The organism is Bradyrhizobium sp. Arg816, assembly GCF_029989365.1.
GTDB lineage: Bacteria > Pseudomonadota > Alphaproteobacteria > Rhizobiales > Xanthobacteraceae > Bradyrhizobium.
The window spans coordinates 60223-79557 of record NZ_JAPRAQ010000024.1; the positions used below are offsets into that span (position 1 = coordinate 60223).

Here is a 19335-nt window from a genome sequence, read left to right on the forward strand (position 1 = left end):
GTAGCTCTCCAGCGTCGTCTCGAGGCAAGACAAGGAGAACGGGCATGCTGAAGAACGCGAAAGTGGCAACCCGGCTTCCAGCCAAAGACCTCGACCGCGCGCGGGCGTTCTATTCGGAAAAGCTCGGGCTGGAGCCGGTCGAACAGCGCGAGGGTGGGCTCCGCTACGTCTGCGCGGCCGGCGAGTTTGCGATATTCGTCTCGGCCGGGACGCAATCCGGCACGCACACGCAAATGGGGTGGGACGTCGAGGATCTCGAGGCAACCGTGCGCGAACTTCGCGCACGTGGCGTCGCGTTCGAGGACTATGATTTGCCCGGCTTGAAGACCGTTGATGGAATTGCGGAGATCACGGGAAACTATCCGAGCAAGGGTACCGGCGAGCGGGGCGCCTGGTTCCGCGACAGCGAAGGTAATTTATTGGGGATCGGGCAGCCGGTTCGGGCTTGAGGATTCGGCCCGATCGCTTCCAGGTCACGCCGCTTCAACGTCACGCCGCTTCAACATCACATCGCTAAAACGCCAAATCCTTTAACGCCACGTCGCGGTCAGCGGCTTGCCGTCCAGCACTTCCGCGAGCCTTTGCCGCGTGCCGTGCGTGGTGCCTTCGGGCAGCGCCGTGATCGCGAAGAAGCCGCATTCGACGATCTCGTGGTTGGGCTCAGGGACGCGATCCTGCTTGAACTGCCTGACCACGTAGACCGCGACGTGGTCGCGGCGGGAGACGTGGCTGTTGAGGAAGATGCCGTGCAGCACCGCGTCACCGGTGAGGTCGATGTCACCTTCCTCCTTGAGCTCGCGCCGCATCGCCTGCTCCATGGTCTCGCCGAGATCGACACCGCCGCCGGGCAGATACCAGCCGGTGATGTAGCTGTGCCTGACCAGGAACACCCGGTTCTCGGAATCCAGCACCACGGCGCGGACGCCGAGCGTCATGCCGCGGACAAGCAGGAAATAGGCATGGAAGATTCGCCGCAGCAGCGGTTCGAATGTCCGTCGGACGCTGTTCAGACGATCCCCCATCAGGCTCCCAAGAAAACTACCAAGAGAACTTCCATGAGGCCCCTGCCCGGGCCCCGCTTGCACAGTCCTCGCGACCTTGCCATTACAGCGGACGAATAGCGAGGCAATCGCGCGCCATGGCCCCCTTCACGCTCGCCCATCTGTCCGACCCGCACCTGCCGCCGTTGCCGAAGCCACGGCTTATCGAACTCGCGGGCAAGCGCGCGCTCGGCTACGTCAACTGGACGCGCAACCGCCACAAATACCAGCGCCGCGAGGTGCTCGACGCGCTCGTCGCCGACGTCCAGGCGCAGACGCCCGACCACATCGCGGTCACAGGCGATCTCGTCAATCTGGCGCTGGAGGCGGAGTTCGCGCCGGCGCGCGCCTGGCTCGACGGCGTCGGTCCGCCCGACCGCGTCACCACCATTCCCGGCAATCACGATGCCTATGTCCGCGCCACCTCTCACCGCTTCGGCGAGACCTTTGCACCCTACCTTGCGGGCGATGATGGCAGTGTCGGCTTTCCGGGCGTGCGCCGACGCGGGCCGCTCGCGCTGATCAGCCTGTCCACGGCGGTGCCGACGCTGCCGCTGATGGCGACGGGCACGCTCGGCCGCGATCAGCTCGCATCCCTCGAAGCGGTCCTCGATCGCCTCGCCGCCGAGGACGCCTTCCGCGTGCTGCTGGTGCATCATCCCCTGAAGTCAGGCGCGCGCCAGAAACGGATGACCGATGCGGCCGCGCTGCTGGCACTGATCAAGCGTCACGGCGTCGAGCTGATCCTGCACGGGCACGACCACATTCATTCGACGATGTGGTTCGAGGGCCCCAACGGCAACATCCCCGCGGTCGGCGTGCCGTCGGCCTCCGCGCTCGCCCACGGGCGTTACCCGGCGGCAGCGTATAATTTGTTCACGATCGAGAAAGACAATGCCGGCTGGCGCTGCGAGCAGACGGTTCGTGGCCTCGGATCCGGATTTCAGATCCGGCAGATCAAGCAGGCAAGGTTGATCTAGTTCGCCGGAGGGCGTCTCACCAGCTCCGCAGCGCCGCCAGCACAGCGAGGCCGAACAGCGCGGCGGCGCCGAGCACAAACCCGAACACGAACGGCCAGAGGCGCGAGCGGCGCGGCGGCTCGGCGGCCGCGGGCTTCGGCTCCGGCGGGACCACCATGGCGTGCTCGCGTTCGATCATGCGGCGGGCGACGTAGTCGGTCACGGCTTCGACGATCGCCGCGGTGTCGTGCGATTCGGCGAGCACGATGCGGCCGAAGCGGGTGTCCTGGACGAAGCGATACATCCGCTTGTCGCGCCCCATCACGATGTGTGCGACGACGTCGATCCAGAGCCTGGGCGTATCGCCCTGGCTGATTCCGCGATCGAACAGATCGATCTTATCAGGCACCTGCGCGAACAGGGGATCGAGCGCGTCGTTGAGGATTTCCAGCCGCGCCACCTCGGCGTCGCGCAAATCGACGACCACACCGGTGCGGTCGGCGGCCTCGATCCGTGCGCGCAGCAGCGCGTCGCGCAGCCGCACCGGGCGCGGCTGGATGGGATGGGTCCCGCTGGTCTCAGGCTCTGACATTGTCGGCCTCGTCCTCGACTTTCCCCCATTAACCTATCAGCAACCAAACCCTCCGCAAAGGGTCCACAATTCCAGAGACTTACACCGCCCACAGCCGATTGACCTGTGCCAAAAACAGACGATCCCACCCGGCTTGCGCCGGATGAGACCCTCCGTCCTTGGACGTTTCTTGATTCGATCGTGATGCGATCACGCATCACGATCTAATTTTGTTTGAGCATGATCCTCTCGGAAAACCGGTTCCCACTTTTCCGGATCATGCTCCAAGGCAGCCGTCAGGCCGAGACCCGCGACGGCTCTTCCACGATCGAGAAGCGGACGCCGGCCTTGTGGCGGTTTTCTTCCGAGACGGTGCGCCAGGCTTCCTCGGCTTCCGTGCGGGTCTTGAACGGACCCTGCACCTGGGCGGAGCCTTCCACCAGCTTGTGGAAGTTCATCGAACCGAACTCGCCGCCGATCACCCAGAAATTGCTGCCTTTGGTCATTGTCAGTCTCCTCTTGGATAGCGTGGTGCGTTAGCCGAACTGGTTCATCGTGTTGTGGGTGCCGCCCGCCTTCAGGGCAGCCTCGCCGGCGAAGTATTCCTTGTGGTCGTCGCCGATGTCGGAGCCGGCCATGTTCTGATGCTTGGCGCAGGCGATACCCTGGCGGATCTCGGCGCGCTGCACGTTCTTCACGTAGCCGAGCATGCCCTGGTCGCCGAAATATTCCTTCGCCAGATTGTCGGTCGACAGCGCCGCCGTGTGATAGGTCGGCAACGTGATCAGGTGATGGAAGATGCCGGCACGCTTGGCTGAGTCGGCCTGGAAGGTGCGGATGCGCTCGTCGGCTTCCTTCGCCAGCGGCGTATCGTCGTATTCTGGCTTCATCAGCTCGGCGCGGTTGTACTTGCTGACGTCCTGGCCGGCTTCCTTCATCGCGTCGTAGACCTGCCAACGGAAGTTGATGGTCCAGTTGAACGACGGCGAGTTGTTGTAGGCCAGCTTCGCGTTCGGAACCACCTTGCGGATCCGGTCGACCATCTTGGCGATCTGCTCGATATGCGGCTTCTCGGTCTCGATCCAGAGCAGGTCGGCGCCGTTCTGCAGCGAGGTGATGCTGTCGAGCACGCAGCGGTCTTCGCCGGTGCCGGGACGGAACTGGTAGAGATTGGAGGGCAGCCGCTTCGGACGCATCATCTTGCCGTCGCGGTTGATGATGACATCACCGTTGCGGGCGTTCGCGGCCGTGACTTCCTCGCAATCCAGGAAGCTGTTGTACTGGTCGCCGAGATCACCAGGCTTGTGGCTGACGGCGATCTGCTGCGTCAGGCCGGCGCCGAGCGAGTCGGTGCGGGTCACGATGACGCCGTCTTCGACGCCGAGCTCGAGGAAGGCGTGGCGGCAGGCGCGGATCTTCGCGATGAACACCTCGTGCGGCACGGTGACCTTGCCGTCCTGGTGACCGCACTGCTTCTCGTCCGAGACCTGGTTCTCGATCTGGAGCGCGCAGGCGCCCGCTTCGATCATCTTCTTGGCGAGCAGATAGGTCGCCTCCGCGTTGCCGAAGCCGGCGTCGATGTCGGCGATGACGGGCACGACATGGGTCTGGAAGTTGTCGATCTTCTCGATCAGCTCCTTCTCGCGGGTCTTGTCGCCTTCCTTGCGCGCCTTATCGAGGCTGCGGAAGATGTCGTTCATCTCGCGCGAGTCGGCCTGACGCAGGAAGGTGTAGAGCTCCTCGATCAGGGCGGGCACCGAGGTCTTCTCGTGCATCGACTGGTCGGGCAGGGGGCCGAATTCGGAGCGCAGCGCCGCGATCATCCAGCCGGACAGGTACAGATAGGTGCGATCGGTCTTGCCGCCGAAGTGCTTCTTGACCGAGATCAGCTTCTGCTGGGCGATGAAGCCGTGCCAGCAGCCCAGCGACTGGGTGTACTTGGTCGGATCGTTGTCATAGGCCGCCATGTCGGCCCGCATCAGCGCCGCGGTGTAGCGGGCGATGTCCAGACCGGTCTTGAAGCGGTTCTGCAAGCGCATGCGCGCGACGGCCTCGGCGGACACCCCGTTCCAGGTCGGCTGGGTCTTGAGGAGCGCCTGGGCCGCCTTAATCTCGCTCTGATACGAGGCCGGGCTCTGCAGGGCGTTGATGCCACGGGGCTGGTAATTCATCTGACGATCCTTTCGCTGATGACAACTCAACTTGTCATCGACATTTTTGACAGTGCATTGCGAAATGCGTGTCATGAGCTAAACGCTAGAAAGCGAAGTTCGTACAGAGGCCTTGTATTCGAATGGTGATGTCATGTAACATCAGAACATGTAATAGATGTTATTTTGTAAATCTTGTAAATAATATACGTCAGTAAGACTGCCCTTGATGCGTCTGTCATTCCCTTGGGAGATCTGAAAATGCCCGCCGTATCCGGGAAGAAACTGTTCGTCGGCCCGCGTTTCCGGCGGATCCGGCAGCAATTGGGGCTGTCGCAGACCCAGATCGCCGAGGGGCTCGGGATCTCGCCGAGCTACGTCAACCTGATCGAGCGCAACCAGCGCCCGGTGACGGCCCAGATCCTGCTGCGACTGGCCGAGACCTATGACCTCGACCTGCGCGACCTCGCGACCGCCGATGAGGACCGCTTCTTCGCCGAGCTGAACGAGATCTTCTCCGATCCGCTGTTCCGCCAGATCGACGTTCCCAAGCAGGAACTGCGCGACCTCGCCGAGCTCTGTCCCGGCGTCACCCATGCGCTGCAGCGGCTCTATGCCGCCTATGCCGAGGCACGCCAGGGCGAGACCTTGGCCGCGGCGCAGATGGCCGACCGCGACGTCGGCACGCGCTATGAGGCCAATCCCGTTGAGCGCGTGCGCGAGCTGATCGAGGCCAACCGCAACTATTTTCCGGAGCTGGAGCAGGCCGCGGAGACGCTTCGCGACGAACTGAACGTGCCGGCCGAAGGGCTCTATGCCGCGCTCGCCGCACGCCTGCGCGAAAAGCATTCGATCCAGACCCGCATCATGCCGGTCGACGTGATGCGTGAGACGCTCAGGCGTTTCGACCGCCATCGCCGCCAGCTCTTGATCTCCGAGTTGGTCGATCCGCCCGGCCGCGCGTTCCAGCTCGCCTTCCAGCTCGGCCTGGGCGAATGCGCGCAGCATCTGGAGACCATCATCGGCCGTGCCGGCCCGCTCGACGACGCGCCGCGCCGCCTGTTCCGCATCACGCTCGCCAACTATTTTGCGGCGGCCGTGATGATGCCCTACCCGGCATTCCTGGCCGCGGCGGAGGCCTTGAACTACGACATCCACGTGCTGGCGCAGCGCTTCAATTCCGGCTTCGAGCAGGTCTGCCATCGCCTCACCACGCTGCAACGGCCGAACGCGCGCGGCATTCCGTTCTTCCTGCTGCGCGTCGACAATGCCGGCAACGTGTCGAAACGCTTTTCGTCCGGCACGTTCCCGTTCTCGAAATTCGGCGGCACCTGTCCGTTGTGGAACGTGCACTCGACCTTCGACACGCCGGATCGCCTGTTGAAGCAGGTGATCGAGCTGTCCGACGGCACGCGCTATTTCTCGATCGCGCAGATGGTGCGACGCCCCGTCGCGCCGCATCCGCTGCCGCAGCCGCGCTTCGCCATCGGCCTCGGCTGCGAGATCCGTCACGCCGCCCGCCTCGTCTACGCCTCCGGCCTGGATTTGGAGAAAACGGAGGGCACGCCGATCGGCGTCAACTGCCGCCTCTGCGAGCGCGAAAACTGCGCCCAGCGCGCCGAGCCGCCGATCACGCGCACGCTGATTTTGGATGAGACGACAAGGCGGGTGAGCTCGTTTGCATTTTCGAATGCACGGGAGTTGTGAGGGGGGCTCCGCTGTCATGCCCCGCGAAGGCGGGGCATCCAGTACGCCGCGGCCCATCGGCTCCATCACTGCTGTCACGGAGTACTGGATCGCCCGCCTTCGCGGGCGATGACAGCGGAAGATGTGGCCTGACTGACCCGCCTAACACCTACGCCAGCGTATGCACGATCACCGGCCCGGCTGCGGCGCTCGCATGCCCTGCGAGCAGCGGCCCCAGATCCTTCTCGATCCAGGCGATCGCGCGCCGGTTCGCCTCCTCCGCCTGCTCGAACTTGTCGAAGATGGAGATCGCGGTGACCGTGTCGTCGCCGGCATAGACGACGTAATAGGCGCGGAAACCGTCGACGTCGCTGATGATCGGAACGGCGCCGTCCTTGATGCGGCGCGCCAGCTCTTCGGCGCTCCCGCTTTTCGCCTTGGCCTGACGGATGGCGGCATACATGGCATCCTCCTCCGGCTATTGCTGTCGGGCATGGTGCCCGGCTTCGATCCTACGCCGAAGCGCGCGACCAATCCACGCTTGGTTAACCCGGCACTAATCGGTCTCCGCGATCTGCAACCAACGGTTAAGCACGCCTCAACATCGCTGCCCTAGTCTCGCCGCACTCACTTTTCGCAAACGGCGGCGGCCTATCCTGCCGGGTGAAGTGACATCAGGGGGTTCATCATGCGCGTTGCGCTGCTGCTGACCGCGACCGTTGTGGGCGCGCTCTTCGCCAATCCATCCCATGCCGGATCGCTCGACGCGTCGGCCGGGGCAGCGCAGGCGCTGCCGCCGGGCTTCCAGAGCTACCGCGGCTACATGTTCGACCTGACGGAGAATTCCGAGCGCAAGGACGTCGACAAGCTCACCGACAATCTGAAGCAGCAGATCGACGTCGTCGAAGCTTCCGGCCTGTCGCCGCGCGTGCTCCGCTTCTTCCACACCGTTCCGATCGTCGCGAGCGAGCTCGCCTGCCTCGACGAAGGCGCCGCGACCGCGTGCTACGGCCGGGTCACACCGGACATCCAGCGCACCGCACCCCGGACGCTGACGGTCTGGGACCACGACAAGCAGCGCTGGATCAATCCGAATGCCGTCGACCTCGCGGTCGATTCGGGCCTCGGCGTGATCATGCTGCGGCCGGACATGATGCGCTACGAGAAGGAAGCCGTGCTGCTGCACGAGCTGCTGCACGCCTATCACGCGCGGCTGTTGCCGGACGGCTACGCCAACAAGGGCGTGATCGGCTATTTCGCCCTTGCCAAGTCCAAGGACCTGTTGCCCAAGGAATCCTATGCGCTGAAGAATCCCATGGAATTCTTTGCCGTGACCGCCAGCATCTTCCTGGCCGGCAAGAGCGAATTCCACGACCCGAAGTCGCGCGAGGCGCTCAAGGAGAAGATGCCGGACTATTACAAATATCTGGTCGGCGTGTTCGGCTTCGACCCCGATCCGGCACCGGCGAGCGGTCCGGTTGCCTCGCTGAAGTAAGGCGCCTGCGCCAAGCCACCTCAGAAAGCCGCGCAAAAATGCGCGGCTTTTTTGGTTTGGGTACCGGAAGCTGCGGATGACGCACCGCCGGGAATTGCCAAGGCGGGGCCCGATCTGCATAGTCCCGCGCGCATCGATACCGTTTTAAGAGGATAGAACAACATGGCGGACGCCGACCTGGATGTCGTGATCCGGCAACTGGCCAGACAGCTGCATACGGGCCTTTTGACCCGCGCCAAGGAGCGGCGGGATCGCTTCAACGGCCTTGCGGCCAAGGCCAAGGGCAAGGAGACCGGCGACCGCTTCAAGATGATGGCCAAGGCCACGATGGAGCAGGCCACCGCCGCCGCCAAGCGCCTCCAGATGTCCGCCGACAACGTCGCCGACAGCTACGCCCGCTCGATGCGAATCGCGGCCAGCACGCCGATCGCGGCGAAGGTGGAGAAAAAGGCGAAGGAGAAGCCTGAGAAGAAGGCCGCAAAGGCCAAGAAGGCGAAAGCCAAGAAAGCGAAATAAGCGCGGCTCGCGCGCTTCACCTCGCCCCGCTTGCGAGGAGAGGTCGGATCGTTCTTGCGATCCGGGTGAGGGGGTACAGGTACCGCGACGGTCGCGCGTGTGGATAGAGCCCCTCGCCCCAACCCTCTCCCCGTAAGAACGGGGAGAGGGAGAAAAACTCCTCTCACCGCCGCGGCTCGGCGCTCGCGAGCTCGGCGAGCTTGGCGCGCGCTGCGTCGCGGGTGCGGCCGTCCTTGCCGGCCGGCAGCGCGAGCGCGGCTTCGAAATCGGCGCGTGCGTCGTCGGCCTGGCCGCGGGCGAGGAAGGCAACGCCACGGTCGAGGCGGGCCTGCGCATCCGACGGGTCGAGACGGACCGCCGTGTTGTAGCTCAGGATGGCGCGATCGAGATCGCCGGTGGCCGCGAGCGCGAGACCGCGCTGGTGATAGGGCGCGGCGTGCCTGGGATCATGCGCGATCGCCTCGTCGTAATCCTCGATGGCAAGCTCCAGGTCGCCGTTCTGCAGGCGCGCCTGCGCCCGGTCGCGATACAGCGAGGCGCGGTTGGGATTGAGGTGGATGGCCTCGTCGAAATCCGCGATCGCCCGCCGCCAGTCGCCGTGGCGCAACGCGATCCGTCCGCGCCCTTCATAGGCGAAGGCGATCAGCGATCCGCGCAGCGGCGAGAAGCCGATCACGGCCGAGCAGATGTCGGGCTCGTCCTCGTCCCCGCAATTGACGACCGTGTGCGTGGACAGGCCAATGAGCACGCCCAGGACGATCAGCAATGGTACCGCAGCTTTGGTCATCTTCGACCGTGGCAGGCAAAGGGCCGGCCACGCATCCCCTTTCGAAGGAACAGTCTCGCCATGGTGTTAACACCGGCCGGGACCATCCTGTGTGCGCCAGGTCACAAAAGCTGGTCACAAAGCCGGGCGCGATTCCGGCCGGTTCCGCATCAGCCCCAAGGGCCACGGGAAGGACCAGGTGAAGGGCCGCGTGAGGACGACTGCCCCCACGGGCTCCGCGGCGGATAGTTTTCGTTGGCACCGACCGACGGCGCCTGCGCACCGAGCTCGGCCGCGAGCTGCTGGAGCGCCGCGATACGGTTCTGCGTCGAAGGATGGGTGGCGAAGAGATTGTCCACGCCATGGCCCGATAGCGGATTGATGATGAACATGTGCGCGGTCGCGGGATTGCGCTCGGCATCATAGTTCGGGACCTGATGCGCGGCGCCTTCGATCTTCACCAATGCGGACGCCAGCCACATCGGCTGGCCCGCAATGCGCGCGCCGAGATTGTCCGCGGCATATTCGCGGGTGCGGCTGATCGCCATCTGCACCAGCATGGCGCCGATCGGGGCGAGGATCATCATCAGGATCGAGCCGACGACGCCGGGGCCGTTGTTGCCGCGATTGCCGCCGAAGAACATGCCGAACTGCGCCAGCATCGAGATTGCGCCGGCAATGGTCGCGGTAACAGTCATCAGCAGCGTGTCGTGATGCTTGATATGCGCGAGCTCGTGCGCGATCACGCCGGCCAGCTCCTCGCGGCTGAGCTGGTTCATCAGGCCGACGGTGACGGCAACAGCGGCATTCTCGGGATTGCGCCCGGTCGCGAACGCGTTGGGCTGCGCCTCGTCCATCACGAACACGCGCGGCATCGGCAAGCCCGCGCGGCCCGCAAGCTCGGCGACGAGCCCGACCAGTTCCGGCGCGCTGGCGCGGTCGACCTCATGGGCGCCGTACATGCGGAGCACCATGCGATCGGAGTTCCAGTAGGTGAAGAGATTGGTCGCGGCGGCAATGACGAGCGCGATCATGGCGCCGGCGGCGCCGCCAATCAGATAGCCGACGCCCATGAACAGGGCGGTGAGGCCTGCGAGCAGCATTGCGGTCCGAAGATAGTTCATGGCCGTCTCCCGGGGGCGGCCGCGGGCGAGCCATCGGCCGGCGCCCTTCAGGTAGGGATGACCCCGGCCCGGGTGCAAGGTTTCAAGGTGCGTCGCGGAGCCGCGGCTATGCCCAACATTGCATTTCCGTCATGCCGGGCTTGCCCCGCCTGCGCGGCCGAAGCCGCTTCGGCGAGGCGAAGGCCCGGGCATCCACGTTCTTCCTCCACACAGGCCCGAAAGGCGTGGACGGCCGGGACAAGCCCGGCCATGACGAAGGGATGGTTTGAGGCGCTCAATTCACCTAAGCTTCAGCAAGATTCCACACGCGCCCTTCTCCCCGCCGGAAACCTCATGCTCCAAACCCGATTTGCGATCGCGGCCGCCGCTCTGCTCGCCTTCGCCCTCCCCGCCTCCGCCCAGTTCGCGCCACCACCCGCCAAGCCTGCAGCGCCTAGAGCCACAGCGCCGTCGCCGCGCGCAGCGTCGTGCCACAATGGCGCGAGCTTCGATCGCTTTCTGGCTGATGTGAAGCAACAGGCGGGCGCCGCCGGCGTGTCGCAGCGGACGATATCGGAGGCCTCGCCCTACCTCGTCTACGACCAGGGCATCGTCAACCGCGACCGCGGCCAGCGCGTGTTCGGCCAGCTCTTCACCGAATTTGCGGGCCGCATGGCCGCGCCCTATCGCATGCAGAACGGCCAGCAGCACATCAAGAACCACGCGGCTGCGTTCGCGCGCGCCGAAAAGGAGTACGGCGTGCCGCCGGCGGTGATCGCCGCGTTCTGGGGCCTCGAGAGCGATTTCGGCGTCAACATGGGCAATCTGCCGACGCTGAAATCGCTGGTGTCGCTGGCCTATGACTGCCGCCGCTCGGAGATGTTCGTGAACGAGACCATCGCCGCGCTGAAGATCATCGACCGTGGCGATCTCACACCAGACGAGATGGTCGGCTCCTGGGCCGGCGAGCTCGGCCAGACGCAATTCCTGCCCGTGCATTACGTCAACTACGCCGTCGACTATGACGGCGACGGCCGACGCGATCTCTTGCGCAGCGAGGACGACGTGATCGGCTCGACTGCGAACTACATCGCCAACGGATTGAAATGGCGGCGCGGCGAGCCGTGGCTCGAAGAGATCAAGGTGCCGCAAAACCTGCCATGGGATCAGACCGACCTCACGGTGCAGCAGCCGCGCGCGAAATGGGCGCAGCTGGGGGTCACCTATCCCGACGGCCGGCCGCTGCCGAACGACAATCTCGCGGCGTCCGTGCTGCTGCCGATGGGACGCTTTGGGCCTGCCTTCATGGCGTATGCGAATTTCGCGGCCTACACCGAGTGGAATAATTCGCTGATCTATTCGACCACCGCGGGTTATCTCGCCACCCGCATCGCGGGCGCGGCGCCGATGCGCAAGCCGGCGGGGCCGGTCGCGCAACTGCCGTTCAATGAGCTCAAGCAATTGCAGCAGCTCCTGGTCCAGGCCGGCTTCAATGTCGGCAAGGTCGACGGCGTGCTGGGCCAGCAGAGCCGTGCCGCCGTGAAGGCGATGCAGATCAAATACGGCCTGCCCGCCGATTCCTGGCCGACCGCCGAGCTGCTCGCACGGATGCGCGGCGGCACGGCCCAGGCGCAGCCACAGGCGACGATCCGCTAAATAATCTATCCGTCGTCATGCCCCGCGAAGGCGGGGCATCCAGTACTCCGCAGCCCCTCGATTCAATCACAGGCGTCTCGGCGTACTGGATCGCCCGGTCAAGCCGGGCGATGACAGCGAGGGTGTGGTTGCGACGACACTGTGGGTGCGGCTCGCTAGAATTTTCGCACCGCACAAGCCGCTCTCGCGATTGTAATTTTCCATGAGGCTCCCATGTGAGTGGCTCAGGTTTCTCCTGAGTTTTCCCTCATTCGAGCGAGCATCACATGTCCTTCCACGACGCCGTCGTCCCCGCTTATTTGCAAATGCTGAACAGCCTCATTGGCCTGCTCGCCAAGGCCGAGGTGCATTGCGCGGCCAAAAAAATCGATCCGGCCGTCCTGCTCGGCTCTCGCCTGTTTCCGGACATGCTGCCGCTGTCGAAGCAGATCCAGCTCGTCAGCGATTTCGCCTCCAAGGGCTGCGCGCGGCTGACGCATAGCGAAGTGCCCTCGACGCCCGACACGGAAAAGACGTTCGAGGAGCTGAAGCAGCGGCTCGCCAAGACGATCGACTACGTCAAATCGTTCAAGCCGGAGCAGTTCGAAGGCGCCGACACCAGGGACGTGACCTTCCCGGCCGGCCCGGACCGGTCCATGACGTTCAAGGGCCAGCAATTCTTCAGTGCGGTGTCGCTGCCGAACTTCTATTTCCACGCCGCGACCGCCCACGGCATCATGCGTCACAACGGCGTCGAGATCGGCAAGCGCGATTTCCTCGGCGCGAACTGATTTGCCAAATCGCACGACGCCGTAGCAGAATTCTGCTGCCGCGGCCGAAATTGCACATCAATTATGCTGCGCGGGCCTTGCCGCGCAGCTCGCCTGCACTTTCCGTATGGCTCATCACTTGCGCTGATTGCCGCAATGCACAAGTGTTCCGGATCTCTCACCGCCTGGAAGCATTCCCATGAGCCGTCCGACCAAATTGCTAGAGACCTACAAGCTCGGCCCGATCACGCTGGCGAACCGCCTCGTGATGGCGCCGCTGACGCGCAACCGCGCCGCGCCCGGCACATTCGTGCCGAGCCCGCTCGCCGCCGATTATTACGGCCAGCGCGCCTCCGCAGGTCTCCTGGTCACCGAAGCAAGCCAGATCTCGCAGCAGGGCCAAGGCTACCAGGACACGCCCGGCATCTACAGCAAGGACCAGGTCGCCGGCTGGCGCAAGGTCACCGAGCGCGTGCACGAGCGCGGCGGCAAGATCTTCATCCAGCTCTGGCATGTCGGCCGTATCTCGCATGTCGATCTCCAGGCCAATGGCGCAGCCCCGGTGGCGCCGAGCGCGATCCGCGCCAAGGGCAAGACCTTCGTGAACGGCACCTTCGCCGACGTCTCCGAGCCCCGTGCGCTCGAGCTCTCCGAACTTCCCGGCATCATCGACGACTTCAAGCGCGCCACCAAGAATGCGCTCGAAGCCGGTTTCGACGGCGTCGAGATCCACGGCGCCAACGGCTATCTGCTCGACCAGTTCGCGAGGGACGGCGCCAACAAGCGCACCGATGCTTACGGCGGCTCCATCGAAAACCGCGCGCGGCTGATGCTGGAGGTCTCCAGGGCTGTTGCCGCCGAGGCCGGCGCCGACCGCACCGGCATCCGCATCTCGCCGGTGACGCCGGCCAACGACCTCTCCGATTCCAATCCGCAGGCCTTGTTCGATCACATCGTCGACGGCCTCAGCGCGCTCAAGCTGGTCTATCTGCACGTGGTCGAAGGCGCCACCGGCGGTCCGCGCGACATCGCCCCGTTCGACTATGCGGACCTGCGCAAGCGCTTCTCCGGAGCCTACATCGCCAACAACGGCTACGACTTCGATCTCGCGACCAAGGTGCTGGACGCGAACGCGGCCGATCTCATCGCCTTCGGCAAGCCGTTCATCTCCAACCCCGACCTCGTCGAACGGCTGAAGACGGGCGCGGCGCTGAACGATTGGGACAAGAACACGTTCTATGGCGGCGGCGCGAAGGGGTATACGGATTATCCGACGCTGGCGGCCGAGCCGGCGGAGTAGTCTCCACCCATGACGGTGTCATGCCCCGCGACCCGGCTACGCCAAGGCTTCGCCGGGGCTGCGGTCCAGGGCGCCGAAGCTTTAGCGTAGGCGGCAGGCGGGGCATCCAGTAACCACCGGCAGCGAGATCTAATCGCGGGGCCGCGGCGTACTGGATCGTCCGCCTTCGCGGACGATGACACCGAGAATGTGGAACGTATGTGCCACAAAGAAAAAGGCCGGGATCGCTCCCGGCCTTTCGTGTTTGATGACGCTACGCGCCGCTTACTTCGCTTCCGCGCGCTTGGGCGGGGACGCCGGCCACGACTTGATCAGCGTGTCGTAGTCAACCGTCTCGCCCTTCGGCTTCTCGTTGGCGAGCTTGCGCTGCGGCGCGATGGTGCCGTCCTTCTGGGCCTTGGCGTACCAGTATTCGGCGGTCTCCTTCTTGTGCAGCTTCGGACCGCAGGCGCCCTGCACGCCGGACTTCTCGAGGCGCTCCATGACGGAGTCCTGAGCGGCTGCGAGTGCATCCATCGCGGCTTGCGGCGTCTTCGCACCGGACGACGCATCGCCGATGTTCTGCCACCAGAGCTGCGCGAGCTTCGGATAGTCGGGCACGTTGTTGCCGGTCGGGGTCCACTGCACGCGCGCGGGCGAGCGGTAGAACTCGATCAGGCCGCCGAGCTTCGGCGCACGCTCGGTGAACGACTTGTCCCAGATGTCGGATTCACGAATGAAGGTGAGACCGACATGGCTCTTCTTCAGCGACACCGTCTTGGAAACGATGAACTGGAGATAGAGCCAGGCCGCCTTGCGGCGGTCAGCCGGGGTCGACTTCAACAGCGTGAGCGAGCCGGCGTCCTGGTAGCCGAGCTTCATGCCTTCCTTCCAGTACGAGCCGTGCGGCGACGGAGCCATACGCCATTTCGGCGTACCGTCCGCGTTCATCACGGCGATGCCGGGCTTCACCATGTCGGCGGTGAAGGCGGTGTACCAGAACATCTGCTGGGCGATGTTGCCCTGAGCCGGCACGGGACCGGACTCGGAGAAGGTCATGCCCTGGGCCTGTGGCGGAGCATACTTCTTCATCCACTCGAGGTACTTGGTGATCGAGTAGACCGCAGCCGGGCCGTTGGTGTCGCCACCACGCTCGACCGAGGAGCCGACCGGACGGCAGCCTTCCATGCGGATGCCCCATTCGTCGACCGGCAGACCGTTCGGAATGCCCTTGTCGCCGTTGCCGGCCATCGACAGCCAGGCGTCGGTGAAACGCCATCCGAGCGACGGGTCCTTCTTGCCATAGTCCATATGGCCGTAGACCTTGACGCCGTTGATCTCCTTGATGTCGTTGGTGAAGAACTCGGCGATGTCCTCGTAGGCCGACCAGTTCACGGGCACGCCGAGCTCGTAGCCATACTTGGCCTTGAACTTGGTCTTGTAGTCCGGGTTGGTGAACCAGTCGTAGCGGAACCAATAGAGGTTCGCGAACTGCTGGTCGGGCAGCTGATAGAGCTTGCCGTCCGGCGCCGTGCCGAACGACTTGCCGATGAAGTCGTTGACGTCGAGCTGGGGATCGGTGACGTCCTTGCCCTCGCCGGTCATATAATCCGACAGTGCGATGGTCTGGCCGTAGCGGAAGTGCGTGCCGATCAGATCGGAGTCATTGATCCAGCCGTCATAGACGTTCTTGCCGGACTGCATCTGGGTCTGCAGCTTCTCGACGACGTCACCTTCCTGGATGATGTCGTGCTTGAGCTTGATGCCGGTGAGCTCGGAGAACGCCTTTGCCAGCGTCTGCGACTCGTATTCGTGGGTCGCGATGGTCTCGGAGACGACGTTGATCTCCATGCCCTTGAAGGGCTCGGCGGCCTTGGCGAACCACTCCAGCTCCTTCTTCTGCTCGTCCTTCGACAGCGTCGAGGGCTGGAATTCCGCAATCCACTTCTGGATCGCGGCGTCGTCGGCGGCGCGGACCGGCGCCGAGACGGCGAACGACACCGCAACGATGGCGGCGGCGCTGGACATGGTCAGAAAACTATTCTTGGTCAATGGACCTTTCCTTCTCCTAAACTGTCGCATGTTGTTCCTCCGTTGCAGCGACAAAATTTTATACAGGCCCGGGTTGCCCCCGGACCTGGCCGTCCCTTCGCGAGCTTCAGACCGTGCGAAAAATGAGCACGGCCGTGGCCAGCGAAATCCCACTTGCGAGCCACAGGCTCGAAATCTCAAAACCTTCCTCGCCGATCGGCAGGGTGGCGAGTATATCGGTGCCGGCGAAGGCGATCCACAGAAGGTGGATGACGGCCGCCGTGATCAGCGAGATGAACAGGCGGTCGCCCCGCGTCGTCGGAATGCTGAGCACGCCGACGCGCTCGGCTTCGGGATAGACCGCGGCAAGATACGTCATGACCGCGAGGGTGCAGGCGAGCGCCACGAAAAAGATCGCGGTCGGCAGCGTCCAGGCCATCCATGCAATAGATTCCATCGATGCCTCCCTAGACCCGACCGAGCGCGAAACCGCTCGCGATGTAATTGCGGACGAACCAGATCACGAGGGCGCCCGGGATGATGGTCAGCACGCCGGCCGCGGCCAACAGCCCCCAGTCCATGCCCGCGGCCGACACCGTACGCGTCATGATCGCCGCGATCGGTTTTGCCTGCACCGAGGTCAGCGTTCGCGCGAGCAGGAGCTCGACCCAGGAGAACATGAAGCAGAAGAAGGCGGCGACGCCGATGCCGCTCGCGATCAGCGGCACCAGGATCCTGATGAAGAAGCGCGGGAACGAATAGCCGTCGAGGAAGGCGGTCTCGTCGATCTCGCGCGGCACGCCGGAGACGAAGCCTTCGAGGATCCACACCGCCAGCGGAACGTTGAAGATGCAATGCGCGAGCGCAACGGCCCAGGGAGTATCAAAGAGCCCGATCGCCGAATAGAGGTTGAAGAACGGCAGCGCATAGACCGCGGCCGGGGCCATGCGGTTCGACAGCAGCCAGAAGAACAGATGCTTGTCGCCGAGGAAGCGGTAGCGCGAGAACGCATAGGCCGCGGGCAGCGCCACCGAGATCGAAATGATGGTGTTGATGACGACGTACTCGAGCGAGTTGATGTAGCCGGAATACCAGCTCTCGTCGGTGAAGATACGCCTGTAGTGCTGCAGCGTCGGGGTATGCGGCCACAGCGTCATCGTCGAGACGATTTCCGCGTTGGTCTTGAAGCTCATGTTGACGAGCCAGTAGATCGGCAACAGCAGGAAGATCAGGAACAGCGCCATGATGACGCGACGGCCGGGAATTGAGTGCATCAGGCCACTCCTTCCTTTGGCTTGAGTGCAGTCACGGGCTTGAGCGCGGCCAACGGCTTGGGCTCAGTCGCCGGCTCGCTCTCGGCCTGGACTTTGCGTTCGGCGCCGGCATTGGTCATGACGGTGTAGAAGATCCAGCAGACGATCAGGATGATCAGATTGTAGACCAGCGAGAGCGCCGCGGCCTTGCCGAGGTCGAACTGGCCGAGCGCGATCTTGACGAGCTCGATCGAGACGAAGGTGGTCGAGTTACCCGGCCCGCCGCCGGTGACGACGAACGGCTCGGTGTAGATCATGAAGCTGTCCATGAAGCGCAGCAGCACCGCGATCAAGAGCACGCGGTTCATCTTCGGCAGCTGGATCGCCTTGAATACTGCCCAGCGCGAGGCGCCGTCGATCTGCGCAGCCTGGTAATAGGCCTCGGGGATCGACTTCAGGCCGGCATAGCAGAGTAGCGCAACGAGGCTGGTCCAGTGCCAGACGTCCATCACGATGACAGTGATCCAGGCGTCGACTGCGTTGGACACGTAGTTGTAGTCGAGGCCCATCGCATTGAGCGTATAGCCCATCAGACCGATGTCGGGCCGGCCAAAAATCTGCCAGATCGTGCCGACCACGTTCCACGGAATCAGCAGCGGCAGCGCGAGGATGACGAGGCAGGCCGCGACCGTCCAGCCCTGGCGCGGCATCGACAGTGCGACGACGATGCCGAGCGGCACCTCGATCGCGAGGATCACCATGGAGAAGAACAGATTGCGGCCGAGCGAGGCGAGGAAGCGGCCGCCGAGATCGGTCGAGGGATCGAGCAGCTCCTTGAACCAGCCGACGCCGTTCCAGAAGAACTGGTTGTTGCCGAAGGTGTCCTGCATCGAATAGTTCACGACCGTCATCAGCGGCAGCACCGCCGAGAAGGCCACGACCAGGAACACTGGCAGCACCAGGAACCAGGCTTTTTGGTTGACGGTCTTGTCCATCAGGCGGCTCCCTCCACCAGAAGGCTGTCGGCATAGACGTGGACATGCGCCGGATCGAATCTCAGCCCGGCGGTGCCGTCCGCGCTAGTGAAGCCCGCCGGCGCGCGTGCCGCGATCTTGGCCTCGCCGATGCGGACGCGCGCGAAGCGGATGCGGCCGAGGTCGTCGATGCGGTCGATCTTCGCACTGAGCAATCCGGGTGCGGGCGCGACGGCGTCGACGAACTCCGGACGCACGCCGATCTCGATCTTGGCGCCGGCAGGCAGGTTGTCATAACTGCGGTTGAGCGCGATGACATTCCCGCCGATGCGCGCCTCGCGACCCCTAACCTCGGCCGGCAGGATGTTCATGCCGGGCGAGCCGATGAAATAGCCCACGAAGGTGTGCGCCGGCTTGTCGAACAGCTCGGCGGGCGTCCCGCTCTGCACCACGCGGCCGTCATGCATGACGACAACGGTGTCGGCGAAGGTCAGCGCCTCGGTCTGGTCGTGGGTGACGTAGATCATCGTCAGGTCGAGCTCGCGATGCAGCGCCTTCAGCTTGGAGCGGAGCTGCCATTTCAGCTCGGGATCGATCACGGTCAGCGGCTCGTCGAACAGCACTGCGGCGACGTCGGAGCGGACCAGGCCGCGGCCGAGCGAGATTTTTTGCTTGGCATCCGCCGTGAGGCGCGTCGCCTTGCGGTTGAGATAGGGCTCAAGGTCGAGCAGGCGGCCGATCTCGGCGACACGCTTGTCGATCTCGGCCTTCGGTACGCCGCGGTTCTTCAGCGGAAACGCCAGGTTCTGCCCCACCGTCATGGTGTCGTAGATCACCGGAAACTGGAACACCTGGGCGATGTTGCGCTTCTGGGTTGACAGCGGTGTGATGTCCTGGCCGTCGAACAGGATTTTCCCCCGCGACGGCGTGATGATGCCGGAGATGACGTTGAGCAGCGTGGTCTTGCCGCAGCCGGACGGCCCGAGCAGCGCGTAAGCGCCGCCCTGCCGCCAAGTCATGGTTACCGGCTTCAGCGCAAAGCTTTCCTGCGGCGCATCATTGCCGCCGTAGGAATGGGCGAGATCGACGAGGTCAATGCGGGCCATG

20 protein-coding genes are annotated in these 19335 nt (G+C 64.3%); 8 read left to right on the forward strand and 12 right to left on the reverse strand.

Annotated elements, in window-relative coordinates; all coding sequences use genetic code 11:
• Positions 1 to 44: 44 nt before the first annotated feature.
• Positions 45 to 449, forward strand: coding sequence for a VOC family protein (locus OWC48_RS36920; protein ID WP_282524395.1), 405 nt, complete (start codon positions 45 to 47; stop codon positions 447 to 449).
• 81 nt (positions 450 to 530) lie between these two features.
• Here the strand turns inward: OWC48_RS36920 and OWC48_RS36925 are convergent, their stop codons facing one another.
• On the reverse strand, positions 531 to 1022 hold the full coding sequence (locus OWC48_RS36925) for an NUDIX domain-containing protein (RefSeq protein WP_282524396.1): 492 nt from the start codon (positions 1020 to 1022) through the stop codon (positions 531 to 533).
• Positions 1023 to 1138: 116 nt separating this feature from the next.
• On the opposite strand from OWC48_RS36925, the gene OWC48_RS36930 reads away from it, so the two are divergent.
• Positions 1139 to 2020: a metallophosphoesterase gene (locus tag OWC48_RS36930; protein WP_282524397.1), complete on the forward strand. Its 882-nt coding sequence runs from the start codon at positions 1139 to 1141 to the stop codon at positions 2018 to 2020.
• 16 nt (positions 2021 to 2036) lie between these two features.
• Here OWC48_RS36930 and OWC48_RS36935 read toward each other — a convergent pair whose 3' ends face one another.
• The 3 genes from OWC48_RS36935 to OWC48_RS36945 form a co-directional block, all read right to left on the reverse strand.
• Positions 2037 to 2591: a hypothetical protein gene (locus tag OWC48_RS36935; RefSeq protein WP_282524398.1), complete on the reverse strand. Its 555-nt coding sequence runs from the start codon at positions 2589 to 2591 to the stop codon at positions 2037 to 2039.
• A 275-nt stretch (positions 2592 to 2866) separates the two neighbouring features.
• A complete protein-coding gene (locus tag OWC48_RS36940; protein WP_282524399.1) occupies positions 2867 to 3076 on the reverse strand; it encodes a hypothetical protein in 210 nt (69 codons plus the stop codon).
• 30 nt (positions 3077 to 3106) lie between these two features.
• Positions 3107 to 4741 carry an isocitrate lyase gene (locus tag OWC48_RS36945; RefSeq protein WP_282524400.1) on the reverse strand — a complete coding sequence of 545 codons (1635 nt, stop codon included), beginning with the start codon at positions 4739 to 4741 and terminating at the stop codon, positions 3107 to 3109.
• A gap of 240 nt (positions 4742 to 4981) precedes the next feature.
• On the opposite strand from OWC48_RS36945, the gene OWC48_RS36950 reads away from it, so the two are divergent.
• Complete coding sequence (locus OWC48_RS36950; RefSeq protein ID WP_282524401.1) at positions 4982 to 6427, forward strand: short-chain fatty acyl-CoA regulator family protein; 1446 nt, start codon at positions 4982 to 4984, stop codon at positions 6425 to 6427.
• A gap of 148 nt (positions 6428 to 6575) precedes the next feature.
• Here OWC48_RS36950 and OWC48_RS36955 read toward each other — a convergent pair whose 3' ends face one another.
• Positions 6576 to 6869: an antibiotic biosynthesis monooxygenase gene (locus OWC48_RS36955; RefSeq protein WP_014497428.1), complete on the reverse strand. Its 294-nt coding sequence runs from the start codon at positions 6867 to 6869 to the stop codon at positions 6576 to 6578.
• A 225-nt stretch (positions 6870 to 7094) separates the two neighbouring features.
• Between OWC48_RS36955 and OWC48_RS36960 the strand changes: the two genes are divergently transcribed.
• Positions 7095 to 7901, forward strand: a complete 807-nt coding sequence (locus OWC48_RS36960) for a hypothetical protein (protein ID WP_282524402.1) — start codon at positions 7095 to 7097, stop codon at positions 7899 to 7901.
• Positions 7902 to 8063: 162 nt separating this feature from the next.
• A complete protein-coding gene (locus OWC48_RS36965) occupies positions 8064 to 8417 on the forward strand; it encodes a hypothetical protein (RefSeq protein WP_282524403.1) in 354 nt (117 codons plus the stop codon).
• A gap of 163 nt (positions 8418 to 8580) precedes the next feature.
• Here the strand turns inward: OWC48_RS36965 and OWC48_RS36970 are convergent, their stop codons facing one another.
• Together OWC48_RS36970 and htpX are read right to left on the reverse strand one after the other, a co-directional pair.
• Complete coding sequence (locus OWC48_RS36970) at positions 8581 to 9204, reverse strand: tetratricopeptide repeat protein (protein ID WP_282524404.1); 624 nt, start codon at positions 9202 to 9204, stop codon at positions 8581 to 8583.
• 149 nt (positions 9205 to 9353) lie between these two features.
• Positions 9354 to 10307, reverse strand: coding sequence for a zinc metalloprotease HtpX (gene htpX, locus OWC48_RS36975; protein WP_282524405.1), 954 nt, complete (start codon positions 10305 to 10307; stop codon positions 9354 to 9356).
• A gap of 333 nt (positions 10308 to 10640) precedes the next feature.
• On the opposite strand from htpX, the gene OWC48_RS36980 reads away from it, so the two are divergent.
• The 3 genes from OWC48_RS36980 to OWC48_RS36990 all read left to right on the forward strand — a co-directional run bounded on the left by OWC48_RS36980 (position 10641) and on the right by OWC48_RS36990 (position 13991).
• Positions 10641 to 11942, forward strand: coding sequence for a lytic murein transglycosylase (locus OWC48_RS36980; protein ID WP_282524406.1), 1302 nt, complete (start codon positions 10641 to 10643; stop codon positions 11940 to 11942).
• A gap of 266 nt (positions 11943 to 12208) precedes the next feature.
• The gene (locus OWC48_RS36985; protein ID WP_282524407.1) at positions 12209 to 12712 is read left to right on the forward strand and encodes a DUF1993 family protein; all 504 of its coding nucleotides are present in this window, start codon (positions 12209 to 12211) and stop codon (positions 12710 to 12712) included.
• A gap of 178 nt (positions 12713 to 12890) precedes the next feature.
• The gene (locus OWC48_RS36990) at positions 12891 to 13991 is read left to right on the forward strand and encodes an alkene reductase (protein WP_282524408.1); all 1101 of its coding nucleotides are present in this window, start codon (positions 12891 to 12893) and stop codon (positions 13989 to 13991) included.
• Between the two features lie 264 nt (positions 13992 to 14255).
• On the opposite strand, the gene OWC48_RS36995 is transcribed toward OWC48_RS36990, so the two are convergent.
• From OWC48_RS36995 to OWC48_RS37015, 5 genes are all read right to left on the reverse strand, one after another.
• Positions 14256 to 15998, reverse strand: a complete 1743-nt coding sequence (locus OWC48_RS36995; protein ID WP_282524464.1) for an ABC transporter substrate-binding protein — start codon at positions 15996 to 15998, stop codon at positions 14256 to 14258.
• Between the two features lie 130 nt (positions 15999 to 16128).
• Complete coding sequence (locus tag OWC48_RS37000; RefSeq protein WP_282524409.1) at positions 16129 to 16458, reverse strand: DUF2160 domain-containing protein; 330 nt, start codon at positions 16456 to 16458, stop codon at positions 16129 to 16131.
• Positions 16459 to 16468: 10 nt separating this feature from the next.
• Positions 16469 to 17275, reverse strand: coding sequence for a carbohydrate ABC transporter permease (locus OWC48_RS37005; RefSeq protein WP_282524410.1), 807 nt, complete (start codon positions 17273 to 17275; stop codon positions 16469 to 16471).
• Complete coding sequence (locus OWC48_RS37010; RefSeq protein ID WP_282524411.1) at positions 17275 to 18249, reverse strand: carbohydrate ABC transporter permease; 975 nt, start codon at positions 18247 to 18249, stop codon at positions 17275 to 17277. Before OWC48_RS37010 ends, OWC48_RS37005 begins: the two co-directional genes overlap by 1 nt.
• On the reverse strand, positions 18249 to 19334 hold the full coding sequence (locus OWC48_RS37015) for an ABC transporter ATP-binding protein (RefSeq protein ID WP_282524412.1): 1086 nt from the start codon (positions 19332 to 19334) through the stop codon (positions 18249 to 18251). The genes OWC48_RS37010 and OWC48_RS37015 overlap by 1 nt, the downstream gene beginning before the upstream one ends.
• Position 19335: the final 1 nt, after the last annotated feature.